An 18,712-nucleotide genomic window follows, 5' to 3' on the forward strand; every position below is an offset into this window, starting at 1 on the left:
TTATGAAAGAGAGAAATGATGAAGAAAAATAGAAAGAGAAATGGCATTTACAGAGAGAAAGATTTTTATATATTTGTAGGACTCTGGATTATCGGATTCATTGCATTTACATTGATTCCGATGGGGTATTCATTATATGCATCTTTTACTAAGTGGGATGGCGTTTCTGCACCTCAGTTTAATGGGGTGCAGAACTATATAAGAATGTTTGTGCAAGATGAACGATTCTGGGGAAGTTTGAAAAATACATTGTACTATACTGTAGTTTCTGTTCCATTGAATATTGGGATTGCACTACTTCTTGCTATTTTACTTAACAAAAGATTACCAGGAACCAATATTTTCAGAGGAATTATTTATGCACCGTCGGTTTTAGCAGGTGTAGCGGTTTACATAGGGTGGACTTATCTTTATGGAAATGATACAGGAATGATTAATTATTTGTTGTATAAGATCTTTCATATCATTGGACCTAATTGGCTCCAGGATGCGAATTGGGCTATGACAGCACTGATTATTATGAATGTTTTTACCTGCGGAAGTGTTATGTTGATTATTCTGGCTGGTTTACAAGATGTACCTGCTATATATTATGAAGCTGCGAAGTTGGATGGTGCATCACCATTCAAAATGTTTATGAAGATAACGATTCCTATGTTGTCACCGGTTTTATTTTATGTATTGATCATGCAGGTGATTGCTGCACTTCAAATTTTTACTCAGCCGTATATTATGACCCAGGGCGGACCAATGTTTTCTACGTATACATTCGGGTTGCATTTATACAATCAAGCATTTCGTTACTATGACTTTGGATATTCCTGTGCTTTGGCCTGGGTACTATTTGCAGTAATTATGTTGATTAGTATTGTGATTTTTAAGTCTTCCAAACTTTGGGTATTTTACAGAGAGGATGTGGATTGATGAAACAGAAAGCTTTTTTTAAATATAAAATCAGCAAAATATTGGATGAGATAATTTTGATTATTGTGGCAATTATGTTTCTATTTCCGCTGTTGTGGATGCTTTGTGCTTCGTTTTATGATACAACACAGGCTTCACAGTATCCACCGAGGTTGTTTCCAGATCCGATAAGTCTTCGAAGCTATCTATATGTATTTAGTGATAAACGCATTCCAAGATACTTTTTAAATACATTTTTACTTACTGTTATTTGTGTAGTGGGAACGCTGATAACCGCATCATTGACAGCTTTTGGATTTGCAAAGCTGAAATCAAGATTTAAGAATATTTTATTTTTTATATTGCTTAGTACAATGATGATACCATCATCAGTAACGTTACTTCCAACTTACACGATTTTCAGTAAGTTTGGTTTGGTAAATACTTATTGGCCGTTAATTATTCCTAGCCTTTTTGGTGGGGGTGCATTTTATATTTTTTTACTCCGCCAGTTTTTTGCGGCAATTCCGAATGAGTTGTCAGAGGCTGCAATTGTAGATGGTTGTTCTTGGTTTGGAGTATTTTGGAAAGTAGTATTTCCAAATGCAAAACCGGCATTAATTGTTGTGGTGATTAATCAATTTGTATATTCCTGGAATGATTATTTTGCACCGATGATCTATTTGCAGCAACCAGAGAAATATACGGTATCTCTTGGAATCAGTTTTTTCAAGAGCATGTATGGAAGTATGATTGATGTAGGACCGATGATGGCAGTGGCAATGTTGGCTATCGTTCCTATCTTGATTTTGTATATTTCCTGTCAGAAATATTTTATTGAAGGAGTTGTAACAAGCGGAATTAAAGGATAAAAACATGGAAAATAGAGATGTATTGAAATAAGAAAGGATGAAATGTTGTTATGAAATTTGAGGAAGGCTACTATATTACACCGTCCAATTTACCAAATAAAGGAATTCTTTTTGTGGATCATGCAGCCAATAATCGTAGTGGGCATTTGGGACATGCGCTTGTGCAATGCGAGAATGGAGATATTCTTGCTTTTTATCCTAATTGTTCTGATGATGGTGGAGGTCATTCGGCAGTGGGATGGATGGAATATAAACGTTCCAGAGATTTTGGAAAAACCTGGGAGCCACCTATGATATATACTTATTCAAAACAATATTTTCAGTTGGACATCAATACATCTGTAATGGCAGAAAAAGCAGTTGTTACAAATGATGGAACGATTGTGATATTTCATTTGTTGTGTGATATTTCAGAAAATCCATTGTGGGAACCTTATAGAGTACCCACTTATAGTCGTAGTTTTGATCAGGGTCTTACATGGTCGAAAGCTGAAGAAATTGATAAGGATTGCGGGCGCATATATGATGCAGTATATTATGAAAAAGAAATTTTTGTTTTGAAATTTTGTAATGACGCACGAATAAACTGGACGGGATGTTTGCCGGAACATCAGTATAAAATATATGTAAGTAATGACAGTGGAGCATCTTTCCATAAAAGAAGTGTAATTCCTTTTTCAACTTATGGACGTGGCTATGGAACGCTTTGCTTTCTGAAAAATGGAGATCTCATTGCATACTGTTACAACAGTGCAGATGAATATCACGCTGATTATGTAATTAGCCATGACTCTGGAAGAACCTGGGAAAAACCTGAAAAAGCTTATTTTGCTAAGAAACTGCGAAATCCACAGATGATAGCTTTTGGGGATGGTTACTTGATGCATGGAAGAAGCGGAAATACAGAGCCAGATGCTGGGAATTTTGTCTTGTACTATTCGGAAAACGGTATAGAGTGGGATGATGGACGGATATTGGCAAAATGCGAAGCTGGATATGGGGCTTATTCAAATAGCATCATTGTTGATGAACCGAATCGAGAAAGAGTATATATACACAGTTCGCATGCATATGCAGATAATAAAACAAACATTCTTGCTTGGTGGGTAGATAAAATATGATTTTGTGGCTTAAAATGTAGTAAGAAAAGAATCTCTTATAGAAGTTGAAAAATCTGGCTTCTATGAGAGATTTTTGATATCTAATTTAAAAGAAGTTTTTTAATGTATGAATATAAATGTTTATGAAACAAGTTAATTCAAGTATTATCAGTAATATAATTAACATGTGATTTTTCGAGAGTATGAAACTTTTTCTGTAAAATAATGTTTAGAAGGTTCTTCTATGATACAATAAATATCATTAGGAGGACCTTTTATTATGGCAAGACAAAAGAAACCTGTACATCGAGTACAAATGACCGAAGGAAAACGAAACATCATCCATCAGCTCTTGGAAGAGTATGATATCCAATCTGCCGAAGACATTCAGGATGCACTCAAGGATCTTTTAGGCGGCACCATTAAGGAGATGATGGAAGCAGAAATGGATGAGCATCTCGGCTATGAAAAATCAGAACGCTCAGATAATGATGATTACCGCAATGGTTATAAGCGTAAACAGGTCAACAGCCGGTATGGCTCGATGGAAATCGAAGTGCCACAGGATCGCAAATCAACGTTTGAACCACAGGTTGTAAAAAAACGTCAGAAAGATATTTCAGATATTGACCAGAAGATCATTTCCATGTATGCCAAAGGAATGACTACCCGGCAGATTTCCGAAACCATTGAAGATATTTATGGCTTTGAGACTTCCGAAAGCTGTATTTCTGATGTGACCGATAAGATCCTGCCACAGATCGAAGACTGGCAGAACCGACCGCTGGACGAGGTCTATCCCATTCTCTACATTGATGCAATCCATTATTCTGTAAGGGATAATGGCGTGATCCGAAAGCTTGCTGCTTACGTGATTCTGGGAATCAACACGGAAGGAAAAAAAGAAGTTTTAACCATCAGTGTTGGCGATAACGAAAGCGCAAAATACTGGCTTTCCGTTATGAATGAACTGAAAAATCGTGGTGTCAAAGATGTATTAATCATCTGTGCCGATGGTTTAACCGGAATCAAAGAAGCGATCGCAGCAGCTTTTCCAAAGACGGAATACCAGCGCTGTATTGTACACCAGGTAAGAAACACGTTGAAATATGTCCCGGATAAAGACAGAAAATCCTTCGCTACGGATCTGAAAACCATTTATCAGGCCACAGATGAAAAGAAAGCTCTGGCAGCCTTAGAGAGTGTAACAGAAAAATGGACACCGAAATATCCGAATTCCATGAAGCGCTGGAAGGATAACTGGGACGCAATCTCGCCGATCTTTAAATTTTCAACGACGGTCAGAACGGTGATTTATACTACAAATGCTATTGAATCTCTGAATTCTACCTACCGGAAACTGAATCGCCAGAGAAGCGTATTTCCAAGCGATACAGCTCTATTAAAGGCACTGTATCTTGCCACATTTGAAGCTACGAAGAAATGGACCAGTACGATCCGAAATTGGGCACAGGTGTATGGTGAGCTGAGTATTATGTACGAAGGCCGCCTTCCAGAGTAACGAATAAACCAGCGAGCAAGACTGGCGGAAAACCGCCTGCTCTTGACATGCCCGTCAACAACTGTTATATATAAAACAAAGGTGAAAAGCCTGATTTTCAGGCTCACCACCCTTGCATATCATAGAAGAATCTTATTTACAGACTTTTTCTCACAGTCTCGATTTTTCATTCAAAAAGCAAGTCAATTTTCTAGAACATACTCTTCAAAGAATGGCAATGTGAACTTCACATATCCCCGTGTTTCGCCATCGATCAGACCTTTTCGGATCAGACGTTTTCGGTAAGGATTAAATTCGTTGGTTTCCATATGCAAGATTGCACGAATCTCACTGATTTTTCCGCTGTTCACCTGAGCAATTCCCCGTGCAACCATCTTATCTTTTGCAGATAATTCAGACCAGAGCTTATCGTATACAAATTCACTTAAATATTGTTCATACTGTGGAAGTATAGACTTATAATCACCATGATTGTTCCAGGTCAGATAGCCTAGAACCTGAAATGCAAATGGATATCCCCTTGTTTCTCGCCATCCCCTTACATACCACCTGATTCCAACATATACCAGTTGCACGAATAATAAGAGAAATAGCAGATTGATTGGCAATGTTATCTTTATCCACTTCCCAAAGTAGATAGCTGTTGCCATGCTTATAAGTATTACCATTATGGTAATACTGTCCCAACAGTATTTCTTATATAGACCTACAATCTTTATTCCGATGAATTAAGTAATTGTCAGAAAGAAAAAATGATAGAAGCTTATGAAAAAATCATATCGAATATACAAGAAGATGACCTGGCAGTTACACGGTGTACATTGAGAAAAATCCGACAGCTTATGGAAGAAATAAAATAGTGATTAATACAACGGAGTAAGAAAGGCTCCTTCATATATTAGAATAAAAATATGACTGTTTCTTTAAAAAGAAGCCGGTCATATTTTTTTATGAAAAATAAATTTTGTTGAGGTTAAATTGAGATTGACTTTGTATTGTATAAGTATGAAATAAAAAGGAATCAGGTGATGTACAATGAAAAAGCATAAAATATGTAAAATCCTTCTTGTTATACTCGCAATTTTTTTATGTGTGGCTTTTTATGAATTGCTCGGAATCTGCGTTGCATATAAAAAGCAGCCGGAAGTGTCCAATACAACCAAAAAAGAAACAAAAAATGGGTCATGGAACGAATGCAGTGAAAATACAGAACGGGCAGTAATCATAGAAAAGAATCCAGAAGCGCTTTTACAAAGAGTGCGTTTGATCAAGAATGCAAAAAAGGAAATTATTCTTTCTACTTTTGCATTTCAATCCGATGAAAGTGGAAAATTGATTTTAGGAGCACTGCATGATGCGGCAGACAGAGGTGTACATATTCGTCTGTTAGTAGATGGAATGGAGAGCTGGATTGATATGGAAGGAAATCCGTATTTCTATGGATTATCTTCCCATGAGAATGTTGAAATTAAACTGTATAATAAGGCCAATCCGTTGAAACCGTGGAAAATGATGGGTAGAATGCATGATAAATATTTGATTGCAGATGGAAAGAGATATATTCTTGGGGGAAGAAATACATACAATTATTTCCTGGGTGATTTTCCGAGACATAAGAACTATGACAGAGACGTGTTAGTGGTTTGCGATGAACCTGAGAAAGAAAATTCAGTTAACCAGTTGTCAGAGTATTTTGAAACCATATGGAATCAGGAAGACAGTGGTTATTTTCATAACAATAAAAAACTGGCAAATAGAAAATCTGTAAAGAACGCAGTTTTAGAGCTGCAGAACAGCTATCAGAAATATTTTGAAGAGAATAAGGAAAGAATCTGCGAGACCGATTATACGGACGAAACTTTTGAGACAGAAAAGATTACATTAGTGTCAAATCCTATTCACACAGGTTCCAAAGAACCAGTAGTGTGGTATCAGTTGGGAGAATTGATGAAAAATGCAAAAAATCGTGTGAAGATCCACACGCCATATATTATCTGTAATGATATGATGTATAATACATGGGAAGAGATTGCAGAGAACGTTTCAGATTTTTCTATCATGACAAATTCAGTTGCGAATAATGGGAATCCATTTGGGGCTGCCGATTATGCGAAAAACAGAAATAGAATCTTAAGTACAGGAATTAATATCTGGGAATATGAAGGCGGTTATTCATACCACGGAAAAAGTATTCTGATTGACGATGATCTGTCTGTAATCGGTTCCTTTAATATGGACATGAGAAGTGCATATCTGGATACGGAACTGATGCTTGTAATTCGCAGTAAAGATATTAATAAACAGTTGGAAGAGGGCATGATGGAATATGAAAAAGTGTCCCGCCAGATATTAGAAGGCGGAACTTATAATGATCCATATCATGTAGAGCCAATCGAATTAACAAAGAAACGTCAGAGAAAAATATTTTTGGTACAGCATCTGCTTGGATGGGCAAGGTATCTGTTTTAATAAGGAGGAAGGAAAACGTGTTTCAAATATTGATTGTAGAAGATGATAAAGAATTAAGCCAGCTATTCCAAAAAGTGCTTGAGAAGAATGGATATCAAGTCAAAAGTGCATCGGATGGAGCACAGGCATTAGAAGTATTGGATAAGGAATATATTGATCTGATCATTTCTGATATTATGATGCCGGTTATGGATGGCTATGAACTGGTGTCAGAACTCCGTTCAGCAGGATATCAGATACCAGTGCTTATGATCACTGCGAAAGGTTCCTTTGATGATATGCGCCAGGGATTTCTTTCGGGAAGTGACGATTATATGGTAAAACCGGTAAATGTGAATGAAATGGTTTTAAGAGTCGGAGCACTGCTTCGCCGTGCACAGATACTGAATGAACACAAAATTGTGATCGGTTCAACAGAGTTTGATTATGATGCAATGACGGTTACAACTGATAAGGAAAGTCTTGTTTTGCCTAAAAAAGAATTCCTGCTTTTATATAAGCTTGCAGCTTCGCCAGGCAGAACATTTACAAAACAACAGTTGATGGATGAAGTATGGGGATACGAGACGGAGGCAGACCCACATACGATAGAGGTACATATAGGAAGAATCAGAGAGCGTTTTAAAGATAACCCTGATTTTGAAATCGTAACAATGCGTGGAATTGGATACAAGGTGGTGAAAAAATAATGGAACAAAAGAAAGAAAAAGGATTGCGGATCCGATCCTGTCTGACTGGTGCAATCTGGCTGGCACTTGTATTTTCAACAGTCATATCTGCTTTATTATTTGCTTTTTTGAATCATTTTTTTAATCTGCCGGGCAGCATACCTGTGCTTGGCTGGCTTTTGATTTTCAATACATTGATTGCAGGGCTGATCACTTCCTTTATCAATGCAAAGTTACTGGAACCAATTACCAGACTCAGTAAAGCAATGAAGGAAGTTTCTCAGGGAGATTTTGAACAGCATTTGGAAACGAACAGCCGTATAGCAGAAGTTGGAGAATCTTATCAAAGTTTTAACGTTATGACAAAAGAACTTCGTGCAACAGAGGTGCTGCAGATGGATTTTGTATCTAATGTTTCTCATGAGTTTAAGACCCCGATTAATGCCATTGAAGGGTATACAATGCTGCTTCAGGGAGAAGAACTGTCTCCGGATCAAGAGGAATATGTAGAAAAAATCTTATTTAACACCCAAAGACTTTCCGGATTGGTTGGTAATATTTTGCTGTTATCCAAGTTAGAGAATCAGAATATACCAATGAAAAAAACAGAATATCGTCTGGATGAACAGATCCGCCAGGCATTTCTTTCATTGGAAACAAAATGGACAGAAAAAGAAATTGGTTTTCAGGTAGAATTGGAGGAAGTTAAATATACTGGGAATGAAGGACTTTTTATGCATATCTGGATAAATCTTTTGGATAATGCGATTAAGTTCAGCCCTTCAAAGGGGACAATTACGATGTTTCTGAAACAAGAACAGGATTCTGTTAAGTTCATTCTGGAAGATGAAGGACCAGGAATAGAGGATGATGTAAAATCCAGAATATTTGACAAGTTCTATCAGGTAGATGGATCTCATAAAGCAGAAGGAAATGGCCTAGGTCTTGCACTTGTAAAACGGATTGTAGATAGTGCCGGAGGAACAATCAAAGCAGAAAACCGTGAATATGGTGGATGCAGATTTGTTATAGAGCTGCCAAAGCAGAAAGATGAGATTATATAGTTTTAAGATAAATTAGAAGATGGGAGGATTTATATGACATTTTATCAGGAGTTGCAGTTAAATCAGGCAGGTTCTAAAAACCTGTTGAAAAAGAGTGAAACACTAAAAGAAAAATTATATCATATGTGGGTATATCTGGTGAAGATAGCTGTTACAATGGCATTTTGTTTTTTCTTTGTTAGTATTTTCAGCATCCTATTTGGAAATGAGAACAGCATTGTAGGTGTAGTAGTCTTATTATGTCTCATGGTGTTTAGAAATGCGGATCTGGGGATCCACACCGGACAATCTACGATGCTTTTGGCTTTGTTCTTTGTAATTATGACTGTATGTCCGCATTTAGCAAATCAGTTTTCACCGGTATTGGGAATGCTGTTAAATATTGCGGCACTGGCTGTGTTGATTCTGTTCGGATGCCATAATCCATTCATGTTTAATCAATCTACATTGGTTCTTGGGTATCTGCTGCTATATGGTTATGATGTTACGGGAAAAAGCTATCAGATGCGATTAGTCGGAATGACTTTAGGTGCAGCACTTACCTGCTTCGTATTTTATCGAAATCATAAAAACAGAACTTATAAAAGAAATCTGAAAGATCTGATACAAGAATTTGATATCACTTCTTCCAGAACAAAATGGCAGATATGTCAGATTTTATGCGTACCGATTGTCCTTTGCATTGCAGAACTTTGTAATATGCCACGTGCAATGTGGGCTGGTATTGCGGCCATGTCCGCGATTTTGCCGTTTATGGAAGATATGCACTACAGAGTCCGTAAAAGGATTGTCGGAAATATTGCAGGTGTTATATGTTTTACAGTATTATATTTTCTGCTTCCTTCATCAATCTATGCATATATAGGAATTCTTGGTGGAATCGGTGTAGGATTTTCAGCACAATATGGCTGGCAGGCAGTATTTAACACATTTGGTGCTTTAGCCATTGCTGCAGAGACTTATGGACTACAAGGAGCGGTTAGTCTTAGAGTGATTCAAAATGTTTTTGGTGTTGTGTTTGCTTTAGCATTTTGTGTTATATTTTATTGGTTTATGTCTAAAAAAAAGGAAAGTGAGGTGACCGTACATGCAGAGGGAAGTGAATCAGGAAGAAAATTTGAATAGAATTATTACGGTTCCTAATCTTCTTTCTTTTTTTCGGCTTTGTCTGATTCCGGTAATTATATGGAGTTATTGTGTAAAGAAAAATCCTCTGTTAGCTGGTGAAATCTTATTGCTGTCTGGTCTTACGGATCTTGCTGATGGATATATCGCAAGAAGATTCCATAGGATTAGTAATTTAGGAAAAATACTTGATCCGGTGGCTGATAAGCTGACACAGGCAGCGATGTTAATCTGTCTGTTTACTCGTTTTCCGCATGTGCTTCTTTTAATCGTAATAATGGCAGGTAAGGAGCTGTATATGGTAGTCAGTGGATGTCTTGTGATACGAAAGACAGGAAAAGTACATGGTGCAGACTGGCATGGAAAGATAGTAACCTTTTTATTATATGGAACTGCAGCGGTGCATATTATATGGTTCCACATTACACCGATGGTATCAGATCTGTTGATTGGTTTGTGCGCTATAATGATGGTCATATCGGTCGCTCTGTATATTATCCAGAATACCAGGACTCTTAAGGAAGAGACTGTATAAGCAATTTTATATTGCAATGACTAGAAAAATATTTAGGAGAAGATAGATATAAACAGTAAGTCAAACACACAAACTATGAAGTCTTTAGTCGGTTTAATAAAATTTTAGATAGAAAATAAATCATTATAAAAAGATCCTGTTCATACTATGATATATAGAACAGGATCTTTATTTACTTTATTTCGCCAGGAAATTGCTCTGAATCTCCATCGGCATATGATAAGCCTGGCCTCGTTTTGTCAGGCTGTATAATTTAAAGCTCATTAGTTCCGGAGTCGCATTCAATGAACTGCAGAGTCCGAAATAATCCAGGTCCTCGTTCTGAACCATCAGCCTTTTAAAATTAGCCAACTACTTTTCCAAAAGTTTTTAAGATGGATCCGGAAGTGACTTGGATAGGGGCATATTTTTTATTTAGAGAAATAAGCTGAATACCGGAATCGGATTGATGATATTTCTTTACATAAGCATCACCATCAAGGAAGAAGACACCGATTTCTCCTTCTTCAAGTGTTTCTTGTTTATGAATCCAGATGATCTGTCCATCCAGATAGAGAGGCTCCATGCTGTCACCACATACCCGGACACCGAAGTCAGCACTGGAAGATACTTCATCACCAACTTCAATTTCGGAAAAACGGTCGGAATCAAGGAATTGTCCTGTTCCAGCTGAAACCGGGAGATCATAGAGACTGAGAGTTCTTCGTGGAAATTGATAAATGATTGGTTCTTCTCGAATGTATTCCCCACTTTTCATTAATAGGTTCATGTAGTCAAGAACTTTGGCTTGTCCTTCGTCATTTAATTTGGAGAAAAGTTTCTCATCCGTTCCAATCTGGAATGTTCTATTTATATCGGAAATCTCAAGAATCTCACAGAGGGCAAAAAATTGTAAAACATTTGGCAGGTTTACATTTTTTTCCCATTTACTGATAGAATGAGCTTTTACATCTAAGCCTCTTTCACACAGAAGAGCTGCCAGTTGTGGTTGAGACAGTTTTCGGTCTTTTCTTTTATTAGCAATAATGGATCCAAAATCTTTCTTTATCATCATACACCTCCATATGCAGGTATTTATTCCCTATATATACTATAACCCATAACAGATAAAAAATCAACAATAATAGCGTTAAAATCCATAAAAACGACATATCTGCTACTTTACAAAGATTTAAAAGCGATATATAATGCCTATATAGAAAAAGAACGCACGTTCTAAAAAGGAAAGGTGAAAATGTGGAAAGAACAATATTGCACAGCGATGCCAATTGTTTTTATGCTAGTGTGGAAATGCTTTATCATCCAGAATATGTTGGTAAGCCATTAGCTGTAGGAGGAGATTCTGAAGCGAGGCATGGAATTGTATTGACGGCGAATTATATTGCGAAGAGAAGCGGCGTTAAGACTGGCATGGCATTGTGGCAGGCAAAGCAGGTTTGCCCGGATTTGATATTTGTGCCTCCGAGGATGGATTTATATTTGAAATTTTCCTCAATGTTGCGAGAAATATATTCGGAATATACGAATCAAGTTGAACCGTATGGATGTGATGAAGCTTGGCTTGATGTAACTGATAGTTTTTCACTGAAAGGTGACGGAAGAAAAATTGCAGAAGAAATTAACAGAAGGGTAAAGAAAGAACTGGGTATTACGGTAAGCATTGGAATTTCCTGGAATAAAATTTTTGCAAAACTTGGAAGCGATTATAAAAAGCCTGATGGAATTACAGAATTTAATCGGACGAATTATCGTGAACTAATCTGGAAACTTCCGGTATCAGATCTTCTATATGTAGGAAGATCAACGAATAGAACTTTACAGAAATATGGTATTCGCACAATCGGAGAACTGGCAAGAACAGATCCAAGTTTTCTGGAACGGCAGCTTGGGAAAATGGGACTTGTCATTTATTCATTTGCGAATGGCTGGGATGATTCACCAGTTTCAGTAGAAGGATATCAGGCACCGATAAAGTCTATTGGCAACAGTACAACGACACCCAGAGATCTGGAAAATGATCAGGATGTACAGATTATTCTGATGGCATTGGCAGAAAGTGTCGCAGCCAGACTGCGGAAACATGGTTTTAAATGTAATGTAGTGTCAATTTCGATTCGTGATAATGGGTTATTTCATTTCTCCAGGCAAAGAAAGCTGCAGGATCTGACCGACATTACAGATGAGATAATGAGTGCAGCATACCAGCTTTTTAGAGAGAACTATCATTGGCCTCGTCCAATCAGAAGTCTTGGAATCCGTGCAGATGATCTGGTTATGGGGCAGGTTCCGGTGCAGTTAGATTTATTTATGAATGAGCAGCGCCGGGAAAAACAGGAGAAGTTAGACAGGGCAGTAGATGATATCAGGCGACGGTTTGGATATCACAGTGTCCAGAGAGCATTTATGTATCAGGATAAAATATTATCCAGCCTGGATGCACAGGGATCCCACACCGTTCATCCAGTTGGATATTTCAATGGGAGGTAAGTGCTTTGAATGATAACAAAGTTTATGTAGAAGTCATTGTAAAATTCAGCACAGAAGGCGCAATGATGCCAATAGAATTTATTTGGGAAGATGGAACTAAATATTTAATTGATAAAGTAAAATCGAAAGAACGTTGTGCCAGCCGGAAAGCGGGTGGTACAGGAATTATGTATACTGTAATGGTAGATGGTAAGGAATGCCATTTATATTATGAATTTGATAAATGGTTTATGGAGCGCAAGAGTGCGTAAAGATTTAAGAAAGAAAATAGGATCTGCAAAAGAGCTGACCTTTCCCTTTTGCTCTTTTCAGATTGACATATAAGGGCATTACATCTATGTTCATGAAACAATATGCCCACTATATTGTCCATGCAGATGTGTCTCTGCTCAAGAATAATTCTTATTGAGCTTCCGTCAAAATCACAGGGATGGGAGTGTAGAACGTCAGAGAAAGACGATTCAATACGAAAAAAGGAGATTTTGATAATGACAGAGAGAGATTATGCGATTAGATCGTTTAAGGAAATTACATTAAATGCAGCACGACATACAGAAGAGAGAATGGATCTGTACTATGAAAAGATGAAAGCACTGATGAACAATTATCAGGATTTGATTTTGGAAAATCAGATGGTTCTGGATGAATTAGAGCAGGAGTGTCAGGAAAAGATCAATGAGAATATGGCCTATGCCCTTCAGTATATGGATGCCTATGATTACCGCATGAATTTAGGAAAATTGAAAAAAGAAGTAAACAATATCATTCTAATCTATGGACTTTGTGATATGGTCAACCGGGCAATGACACTGGTAAAATATTTTACACCGAATTTTGGAACCGAATATTATGATGTGCTTTATGGCTGCTTCTGCAGGCACAGAAAAATGACAGATATGGAAATTATGCTTGAACTGGGGATGAGCCGGGCAAGTTTTTATCGAAAGAAAAAAGCAGCTCTCCGGTATCTGGGATATTATTTTTTTGAAATCGTAGTGCCACAGTCTGCAAACAAACGATATAAGCCATCTTTTCCAGAAACGGAAGAGTAGATTTGAAAGAGCCTGATGGAATCTCCCCTTTTCATCAGGCTTATATATAATGGAATACTCCCCTATTTCTCTTATTATTCCGCAGATTCTTCAGCTGCAGTTTCTTTCTTTTTTCTGGATTTGCCAGAAATCATTTTATGACCTGAGTAAATGGCCATAGCCATACAAATCAGTGAACTGAATGCAAAATATTTATGAGCTGATTTCATATCCTTGTAGCCGGTGTAGCAAGTTCCGATCATGGAAACCAGTGCACCGATAGACCAGTATTTATGTGATTTCATTTGAACCTCCTGAGCTTTTTTATATCATACATCTTTTTAAGAAATATGCAAACTGGAATTTATCAGTATCTCTTTTTGCATGTTTTGGGTATCGTTGCTTCATAACTCATATCAAGCAACATTTTGATTTTGTCATCTGATACGCTGCACATCCAGTGCAACAGTAATCCAGCTATCCTTGCTCATGTGATACGCCGGGAAGAAGCCGGGTTCCTCTCGTAGTGTGCCAATCAGAATTGGGTCACATTTGAAATCGACCACTTCCAGCATTTCTTCGCCTTGCAGCCCCAGCTTGTTCTTTGGTACATCCATAATCAGAGCAAACCACTTCCGATTATTACAATGCCGGAACACCTCATAATTCGGATATTTGAGCCACGGATAATCTGTCTCGGCGTTATATGTCTGATTCTAATTCTGCGCGTTTCATAACCTCACCTCTACAACTTCTAGCTTTCTGCATGTTACTATATAGTTTTGATTACCTGTTCTTCTGCATTTTGGCCGAGGGATAATCTCTTCGTTGAAAAAATAATTGACCACGATAGGCGGATCGTTGAACGGGCGTTTGATGGAATCATCATCCTGGACATACAGTAGCCCTTCCTCTTGGCAAAACTGCCGCATCTGCGCATCCAGCATTGACCAGTAGCTGCGTTCTTTTTTATTGTAAATGGTATCGTACAGCGGCAGCAGGTCTGGATGTTTTTCCGTTATATAGTCAAAAATCGTTTTCTTATAACCGCCCCGCAAGTTTAGGTTTTCCAGCCAGACCAAATTACATTGATTCTTCGCCCGGTGGATGATGGAGGGCAGGTCGGTGAGGCCGGGGAAAATCGGCGAGATAAAGCAGGTGGTGCGCACACCAGCATCATGGAATGCTTTCATAGCGGCCAGCCGCCGCTCAATGCTCACTGCATTGTCCATATCAGCGCGAAAATCTTCGTCCAGTGTGTTTGATCGACCAGGATACCCGCGCATTGGGGAATGTTTTAATGAGGTCAAGGTCACGCAGCACCAGGTCAGACTTGGTAGCAATACTGAGGCTACATTCACTGCCCTGCATCTGCTCCAAAATGGCGCGGGTGCGGCAGGCGGTTTCCTCCAGCGGCTGATATGGGTCGGTCACGTAACAGAGAAACAGTTCTTTCCCTGCATACCGCTCCGGGTGTTTGATTTCCGGCCAAAATTTAACGTCTATGAACTCTCCCCAGGGCTCCGGGTGATTGGTAAAACGCTTCATAAAAGATGCGTAGCAATATTTGCAGCCGTGGCCACAGCCCACATAAGGATTGACCGAATAATCACTCACAGGCAAATTGGATTTTGTGAGGACGCTTTTTACTTCAACGTTTCAGATGATTGGCTCCATTGTATGTATGCTCCTTTGATTTTGCTTATTTTTCACGGGACAGTTTCATCATATCCTTCATATCGGCAAAACCGATTGTTTGATACAGCGGCCTGCCTTTGTTTGAGGTTTCAAGATAAATTTTTGAAATATGCCGCTGACGAGCCTGCTCTACAAGCCACCTGACGATTCTGTTCCCTATGCCGTGTCCGCGAAACTGCGGCCGGGTATAAATGTTCATCAGGTAGGCACATTTCCCGTTTAGATTGTCCGGTGAGGGCATCTCATGATAGAGGCATATCCCGCCGCAGCCGACGATTTCCTCCCCTACGTAGGCAAAGCAGGCAATATGTCCGCCCTGCGGCAGTTCTGTTTGATAGTAGCGGCGATTTTCCGATTCCAGCTCTGTTACAGACCGCTCCGAGGGGATGGAGAATACCTCATGCAAGACTTCCATTCGCCATTGCATCAATACATTCAGGTCCTGGATCGTGGCCTGCCGGATCTGAATCTCCATTATAATGCCCCCGCTTTCATTACCACCGGCAGTTTCGACACATCCGGCTTACCGTTGACATTCAAAGGAATCTGCTTCATCTTCACAAAGAACTCTGGGATCATAAAGGAAGTCAAATTTTCAGACAGTTCTTTTTTTACTTCCGAGACTTTCAGCTTATTGTCGGAAGGCACCACATAGGCGGTCATATAGGACAGTCCATCCTCGTCTGTAAAAGCCCGGACAATAGCCTGCTGCACATCCTTGCACCGATAGAGCCGGGACTCCACCTCGGCAAGTTCCACCCGCTTGCCGTAAATCATGATCTGGTCGTCCTTGCGGTGCAGGAATGCAATGTTGCCATCCGGCAGGATATAGCCCAAATCGCCGCTGCGGTACATGGTGCTACCGTCCGGCTGCCGCTCAAAAGCTCTGTTTTCCTCGGCATGGTCGCCAATGTAGCCCAGAGATACACCGCCGCCATAAATGCAAATCTCACCCGTCTGCCCTTTGGCAACCTCGTTGCCAGACTGATCCAGAATCCTGATTTGCGCACCTAGTACAGGATGACCGATGGGATAGGTACCGTCCTCCAGCACAGTTCCACTATTACAACGGTAATAGGAGGCGCAGACCGTTGTCTCGGAGGGGCCGTAGGTGTTGTAAACCTCTGCTTTGTTCAGCAGGTGATCCACATAAACGCCCCGCAACACATCGCCGCCGCTGATAAGCAGCCGCAGAGAGGACGGAATGACAGACAGGTGGTTCATTTCTGCCAGCAGATACGGAAAGCCGCTGATCATAGTCACATGGTGGCGTTCCACAAAAGCCATCAATGCATGGATGTCGGCCTTATCCTCGTCAGCGGGGATGGCCAGAGCGGCACCATTCAGCAGACTGGTGAACACTTCCTCCACAAAGATGTCAAAAGAACAGACGGAATATTGCAGCATGACATCACCGGGGCCGGGATGGAACTCGTTGGCAAAGGCACGGACATAATGGCAAACATTGCGGTTGGTGACACAGACACCTTTGGGCCGCCCGGTGGTACCTGACGTATACAGCACATAGGCGGGGCGTTCCGGGTCTTCGATGGCGTTGCGCTTCCAGGAGGGCGTCTCCACGCCGCAGATCTCACAATCTGTATAGCGGATGGGGAAACTGCTCAGTTTGGGCGCAAAGGCGTGTTCCGTCAGCACAAAATCCACCTGTGCCTCGGGCATCATGTCATGGATGCGCCCGGTGGGAAAATCCGGCTCGGCTGGGACATATCGGCCGCCGCATTTGAGTACCGCCAGAATCGAGGCAATCATCTCGGTTCGGTGACGCATGACGATGCCGATGCTGTGTACTTCCTGCGGAAAGCTGCACGTGATCATATCCACCATGTTGGACAGCTCTCCAAAAGTCATGGCGCGGTCGTTTTCAATGATAGCCGGGGCATTTTCATGTTCTTTAACTACTTTCTGAAAAAGCGAATAAATCGTATCCATCGTTTTATCTCCTTGTCGGTTTATCTATTTAATATCCAGTGAATGCCAGCCGCTGTGCGCTTGTTGCACGCCTGATAGTGGCTGCCACTGTTCAGTACGAAGGTGGTTTCGATGCCTTTCCCGTGGCACAGTGTTTCTATCTCCTGCGTATTCTGCTGCACAACGTTCAAAATCGGATTATCGGTGGAGCTCTCCTTGTCTCCGAGAGAAAAATACAGACAGTCAGGTTTGCGCTTCATCTCATGGGAGCACACATATTCCATGATGCCCTCAAACCAGAAGGAACCTGACATACTCGCTGCGCGGGCAAACACATCCGTTTGGTAGAGAGCGTAGAGGGCGAACAGCCCGGCCAGCGAGTAACCGGCGAGGCCCCGCCAGGCGGGCGCACCGGGAAGGAGCGCTTCCGCTTCCGGCATAATTTCATCCAGAAGCAGTTTCAGGTAATCATCCGCACCCCCGGTGCAGGGCGTATCGTGTTTAGAGATCGGCCCCATATACCACGGTGTCATGTCATGATCCCATTTCAGCTTACTGACCGCCACCAGACAGAAATCTGGGCAGCCGAGCGCCATCAGGTTTTTATACACACTGTTAACGGCATTGGAAAAGGTGTTGAGATAGATAACTGGGCTGCCCGGCTTTGCGCTTGGGTATATGTCCACTCTTTTTTGTTCTATGGTTAAAGAAGTCACCTTGTTGCCTCCTCTCTTGACGATTCATTGTATAAATATTGTACGGTATCCGAAAACGAAAGCAAGTACGCAGAAAGTTCGTACATATATTCATAATTATCCTTATATTCTTTATATTTCATCTCGATTTTTTCATCTCCTAATACGATACATTTAAATTTTCTGTTCCCTATAAAATTAATCTATCGGGCTTTACTAAATCGCCAAACAACGATTTATCTTTGCCTTATGTTATCATAATTCGGTTTAAATTGCTATAAATAGCCTTATCTCAATAATAGAAAACCCCAGAAATCATTAAGATTCCGAGGCCTTATGTTTGAACATATTTACCTTTTAATTTATGTAACAAATAAAATTTTGATTGACCTTTTGTTAATATGAATCAATCATCTGCATTAGCTTCTTATAAAATTCATTTCTATCGTTGTAAATTTTTTCCAATTCTTTTTCTGTAAACAGTGCATAGGCTCTATCAGGAACAGCTGTCAAGCCATCGCAGCTAAATGGTATGCGCCGCCCACCCCTGAAAATGGCTGCTTCCCAGTATTTTTTTCTAAAATATTTAATTATTCCCATATAGTATCACCTCT

20 protein-coding genes and 2 pseudogenes are annotated in these 18,712 nt (G+C 39.9%); 12 read left to right on the plus strand and 10 right to left on the minus strand.

Annotated features, from left to right (window positions below; genetic code table 11):
- Positions 1–15: 15 nt before the first annotated feature.
- The 4 genes from AB5Z12_RS11015 (at position 16) to AB5Z12_RS11030 (ending at position 4,397) form a co-directional block, all read left to right on the plus strand.
- Positions 16–924, plus strand: coding sequence for a carbohydrate ABC transporter permease (locus AB5Z12_RS11015; RefSeq protein ID WP_173769895.1), 909 nt, complete (start codon positions 16–18; stop codon positions 922–924).
- Positions 924–1,775: a carbohydrate ABC transporter permease gene (locus tag AB5Z12_RS11020; RefSeq protein ID WP_173769894.1), complete on the plus strand. Its 852-nt coding sequence runs from the start codon at positions 924–926 to the stop codon at positions 1,773–1,775. Before AB5Z12_RS11015 ends, AB5Z12_RS11020 begins: the two co-directional genes overlap by 1 nt.
- Before the next feature lie 50 nt (positions 1,776–1,825).
- Positions 1,826–2,896 (plus strand): sialidase family protein, encoded by a 1,071-nt coding sequence (locus tag AB5Z12_RS11025; protein ID WP_195590266.1) that lies wholly within the window; start codon positions 1,826–1,828, stop codon positions 2,894–2,896.
- 259 nt (positions 2,897–3,155) lie between these two features.
- Positions 3,156–4,397 (plus strand): IS256 family transposase, encoded by a 1,242-nt coding sequence (locus tag AB5Z12_RS11030; protein ID WP_368368654.1) that lies wholly within the window; start codon positions 3,156–3,158, stop codon positions 4,395–4,397.
- 512 nt (positions 4,398–4,909) lie between these two features.
- Here the strand turns inward: AB5Z12_RS11030 and AB5Z12_RS11035 are convergent.
- Positions 4,910–5,125: pseudogene (locus tag AB5Z12_RS11035) on the minus strand (DUF6040 family protein); the annotation flags it as partial.
- A 307-nt stretch (positions 5,126–5,432) separates the two neighbouring features.
- Here AB5Z12_RS11035 and AB5Z12_RS11040 point away from each other — a divergent pair.
- Genes AB5Z12_RS11040 through AB5Z12_RS11060 form a run of 5 tightly spaced genes read left to right on the plus strand, consistent with a single transcriptional unit; the run spans position 5,433 to position 10,258 of the window.
- On the plus strand, positions 5,433–6,866 hold the full coding sequence (locus AB5Z12_RS11040) for a phospholipase D family protein (protein ID WP_368368655.1): 1,434 nt from the start codon (positions 5,433–5,435) through the stop codon (positions 6,864–6,866).
- Complete coding sequence (locus AB5Z12_RS11045; protein ID WP_003693048.1) at positions 6,845–7,555, plus strand: response regulator transcription factor; 711 nt, start codon at positions 6,845–6,847, stop codon at positions 7,553–7,555. The genes AB5Z12_RS11040 and AB5Z12_RS11045 overlap by 22 nt, the downstream gene beginning before the upstream one ends.
- Positions 7,555–8,598 carry a HAMP domain-containing sensor histidine kinase gene (locus AB5Z12_RS11050; RefSeq protein ID WP_005347239.1) on the plus strand — a complete coding sequence of 348 codons (1,044 nt, stop codon included), beginning with the start codon at positions 7,555–7,557 and terminating at the stop codon, positions 8,596–8,598. The genes AB5Z12_RS11045 and AB5Z12_RS11050 overlap by 1 nt, the downstream gene beginning before the upstream one ends.
- Before the next feature lie 33 nt (positions 8,599–8,631).
- A complete protein-coding gene (locus AB5Z12_RS11055) occupies positions 8,632–9,723 on the plus strand; it encodes an FUSC family protein (protein ID WP_195979693.1) in 1,092 nt (363 codons plus the stop codon).
- Positions 9,686–10,258 carry a CDP-alcohol phosphatidyltransferase family protein gene (locus AB5Z12_RS11060; protein WP_118254538.1) on the plus strand — a complete coding sequence of 191 codons (573 nt, stop codon included), beginning with the start codon at positions 9,686–9,688 and terminating at the stop codon, positions 10,256–10,258. Before AB5Z12_RS11055 ends, AB5Z12_RS11060 begins: the two co-directional genes overlap by 38 nt.
- Before the next feature lie 177 nt (positions 10,259–10,435).
- Here the strand turns inward: AB5Z12_RS11060 and AB5Z12_RS11065 are convergent, their stop codons facing one another.
- Positions 10,436–10,588, minus strand: a complete 153-nt coding sequence (locus AB5Z12_RS11065) for a hypothetical protein (protein ID WP_005421564.1) — start codon at positions 10,586–10,588, stop codon at positions 10,436–10,438.
- Positions 10,589–10,601: 13 nt separating this feature from the next.
- Positions 10,602–11,312 carry a S24 family peptidase gene (locus tag AB5Z12_RS11070; RefSeq protein WP_118698555.1) on the minus strand — a complete coding sequence of 237 codons (711 nt, stop codon included), beginning with the start codon at positions 11,310–11,312 and terminating at the stop codon, positions 10,602–10,604.
- 182 nt (positions 11,313–11,494) lie between these two features.
- Here AB5Z12_RS11070 and dinB point away from each other — a divergent pair, with 182 nt between their 5' ends.
- From dinB to AB5Z12_RS11085, 3 genes are all read left to right on the plus strand, one after another.
- Positions 11,495–12,745, plus strand: coding sequence for a DNA polymerase IV (dinB, locus tag AB5Z12_RS11075; RefSeq protein WP_173683452.1), 1,251 nt, complete (start codon positions 11,495–11,497; stop codon positions 12,743–12,745).
- Positions 12,746–12,750: 5 nt separating this feature from the next.
- Positions 12,751–12,996 (plus strand): hypothetical protein, encoded by a 246-nt coding sequence (locus tag AB5Z12_RS11080; protein WP_330386437.1) that lies wholly within the window; start codon positions 12,751–12,753, stop codon positions 12,994–12,996.
- 237 nt (positions 12,997–13,233) lie between these two features.
- On the plus strand, positions 13,234–13,797 hold the full coding sequence (locus AB5Z12_RS11085; protein ID WP_173719747.1) for a hypothetical protein: 564 nt from the start codon (positions 13,234–13,236) through the stop codon (positions 13,795–13,797).
- A gap of 74 nt (positions 13,798–13,871) precedes the next feature.
- On the opposite strand, the gene AB5Z12_RS11090 is transcribed toward AB5Z12_RS11085, so the two are convergent.
- The 7 genes and pseudogenes from AB5Z12_RS11090 to AB5Z12_RS11120 form a co-directional block, all read right to left on the minus strand.
- Positions 13,872–14,081: a DUF6219 family protein gene (locus tag AB5Z12_RS11090; protein WP_118511955.1), complete on the minus strand. Its 210-nt coding sequence runs from the start codon at positions 14,079–14,081 to the stop codon at positions 13,872–13,874.
- A gap of 132 nt (positions 14,082–14,213) precedes the next feature.
- Complete coding sequence (locus AB5Z12_RS11095; protein WP_226815879.1) at positions 14,214–14,435, minus strand: MmcQ/YjbR family DNA-binding protein; 222 nt, start codon at positions 14,433–14,435, stop codon at positions 14,214–14,216.
- A gap of 72 nt (positions 14,436–14,507) precedes the next feature.
- Positions 14,508–15,399 (minus strand): annotated as a pseudogene (locus AB5Z12_RS11100) (radical SAM protein).
- Between the two features lie 79 nt (positions 15,400–15,478).
- Entirely contained in the window at positions 15,479–15,949 is a 471-nt protein-coding gene (locus AB5Z12_RS11105; protein WP_005924656.1) for a GNAT family N-acetyltransferase, read from the minus strand.
- The gene (locus AB5Z12_RS11110) at positions 15,949–17,424 is read right to left on the minus strand and encodes an amino acid adenylation domain-containing protein (RefSeq protein WP_368368656.1); all 1,476 of its coding nucleotides are present in this window, start codon (positions 17,422–17,424) and stop codon (positions 15,949–15,951) included. Before AB5Z12_RS11110 ends, AB5Z12_RS11105 begins: the two co-directional genes overlap by 1 nt.
- A gap of 20 nt (positions 17,425–17,444) precedes the next feature.
- Complete coding sequence (locus AB5Z12_RS11115; RefSeq protein ID WP_118338790.1) at positions 17,445–18,119, minus strand: alpha/beta hydrolase; 675 nt, start codon at positions 18,117–18,119, stop codon at positions 17,445–17,447.
- Between the two features lie 375 nt (positions 18,120–18,494).
- Positions 18,495–18,698, minus strand: coding sequence for a hypothetical protein (locus AB5Z12_RS11120; protein ID WP_118512131.1), 204 nt, complete (start codon positions 18,696–18,698; stop codon positions 18,495–18,497).
- Positions 18,699–18,712 lie beyond the last annotated feature (14 nt).

This window comes from Ruminococcus sp. RTP21358st1_G6_RTP21358_211008, from assembly GCF_040908885.1.
Taxonomy (GTDB): domain Bacteria; phylum Bacillota; class Clostridia; order Lachnospirales; family Lachnospiraceae; genus Blautia_A; species Blautia_A faecis.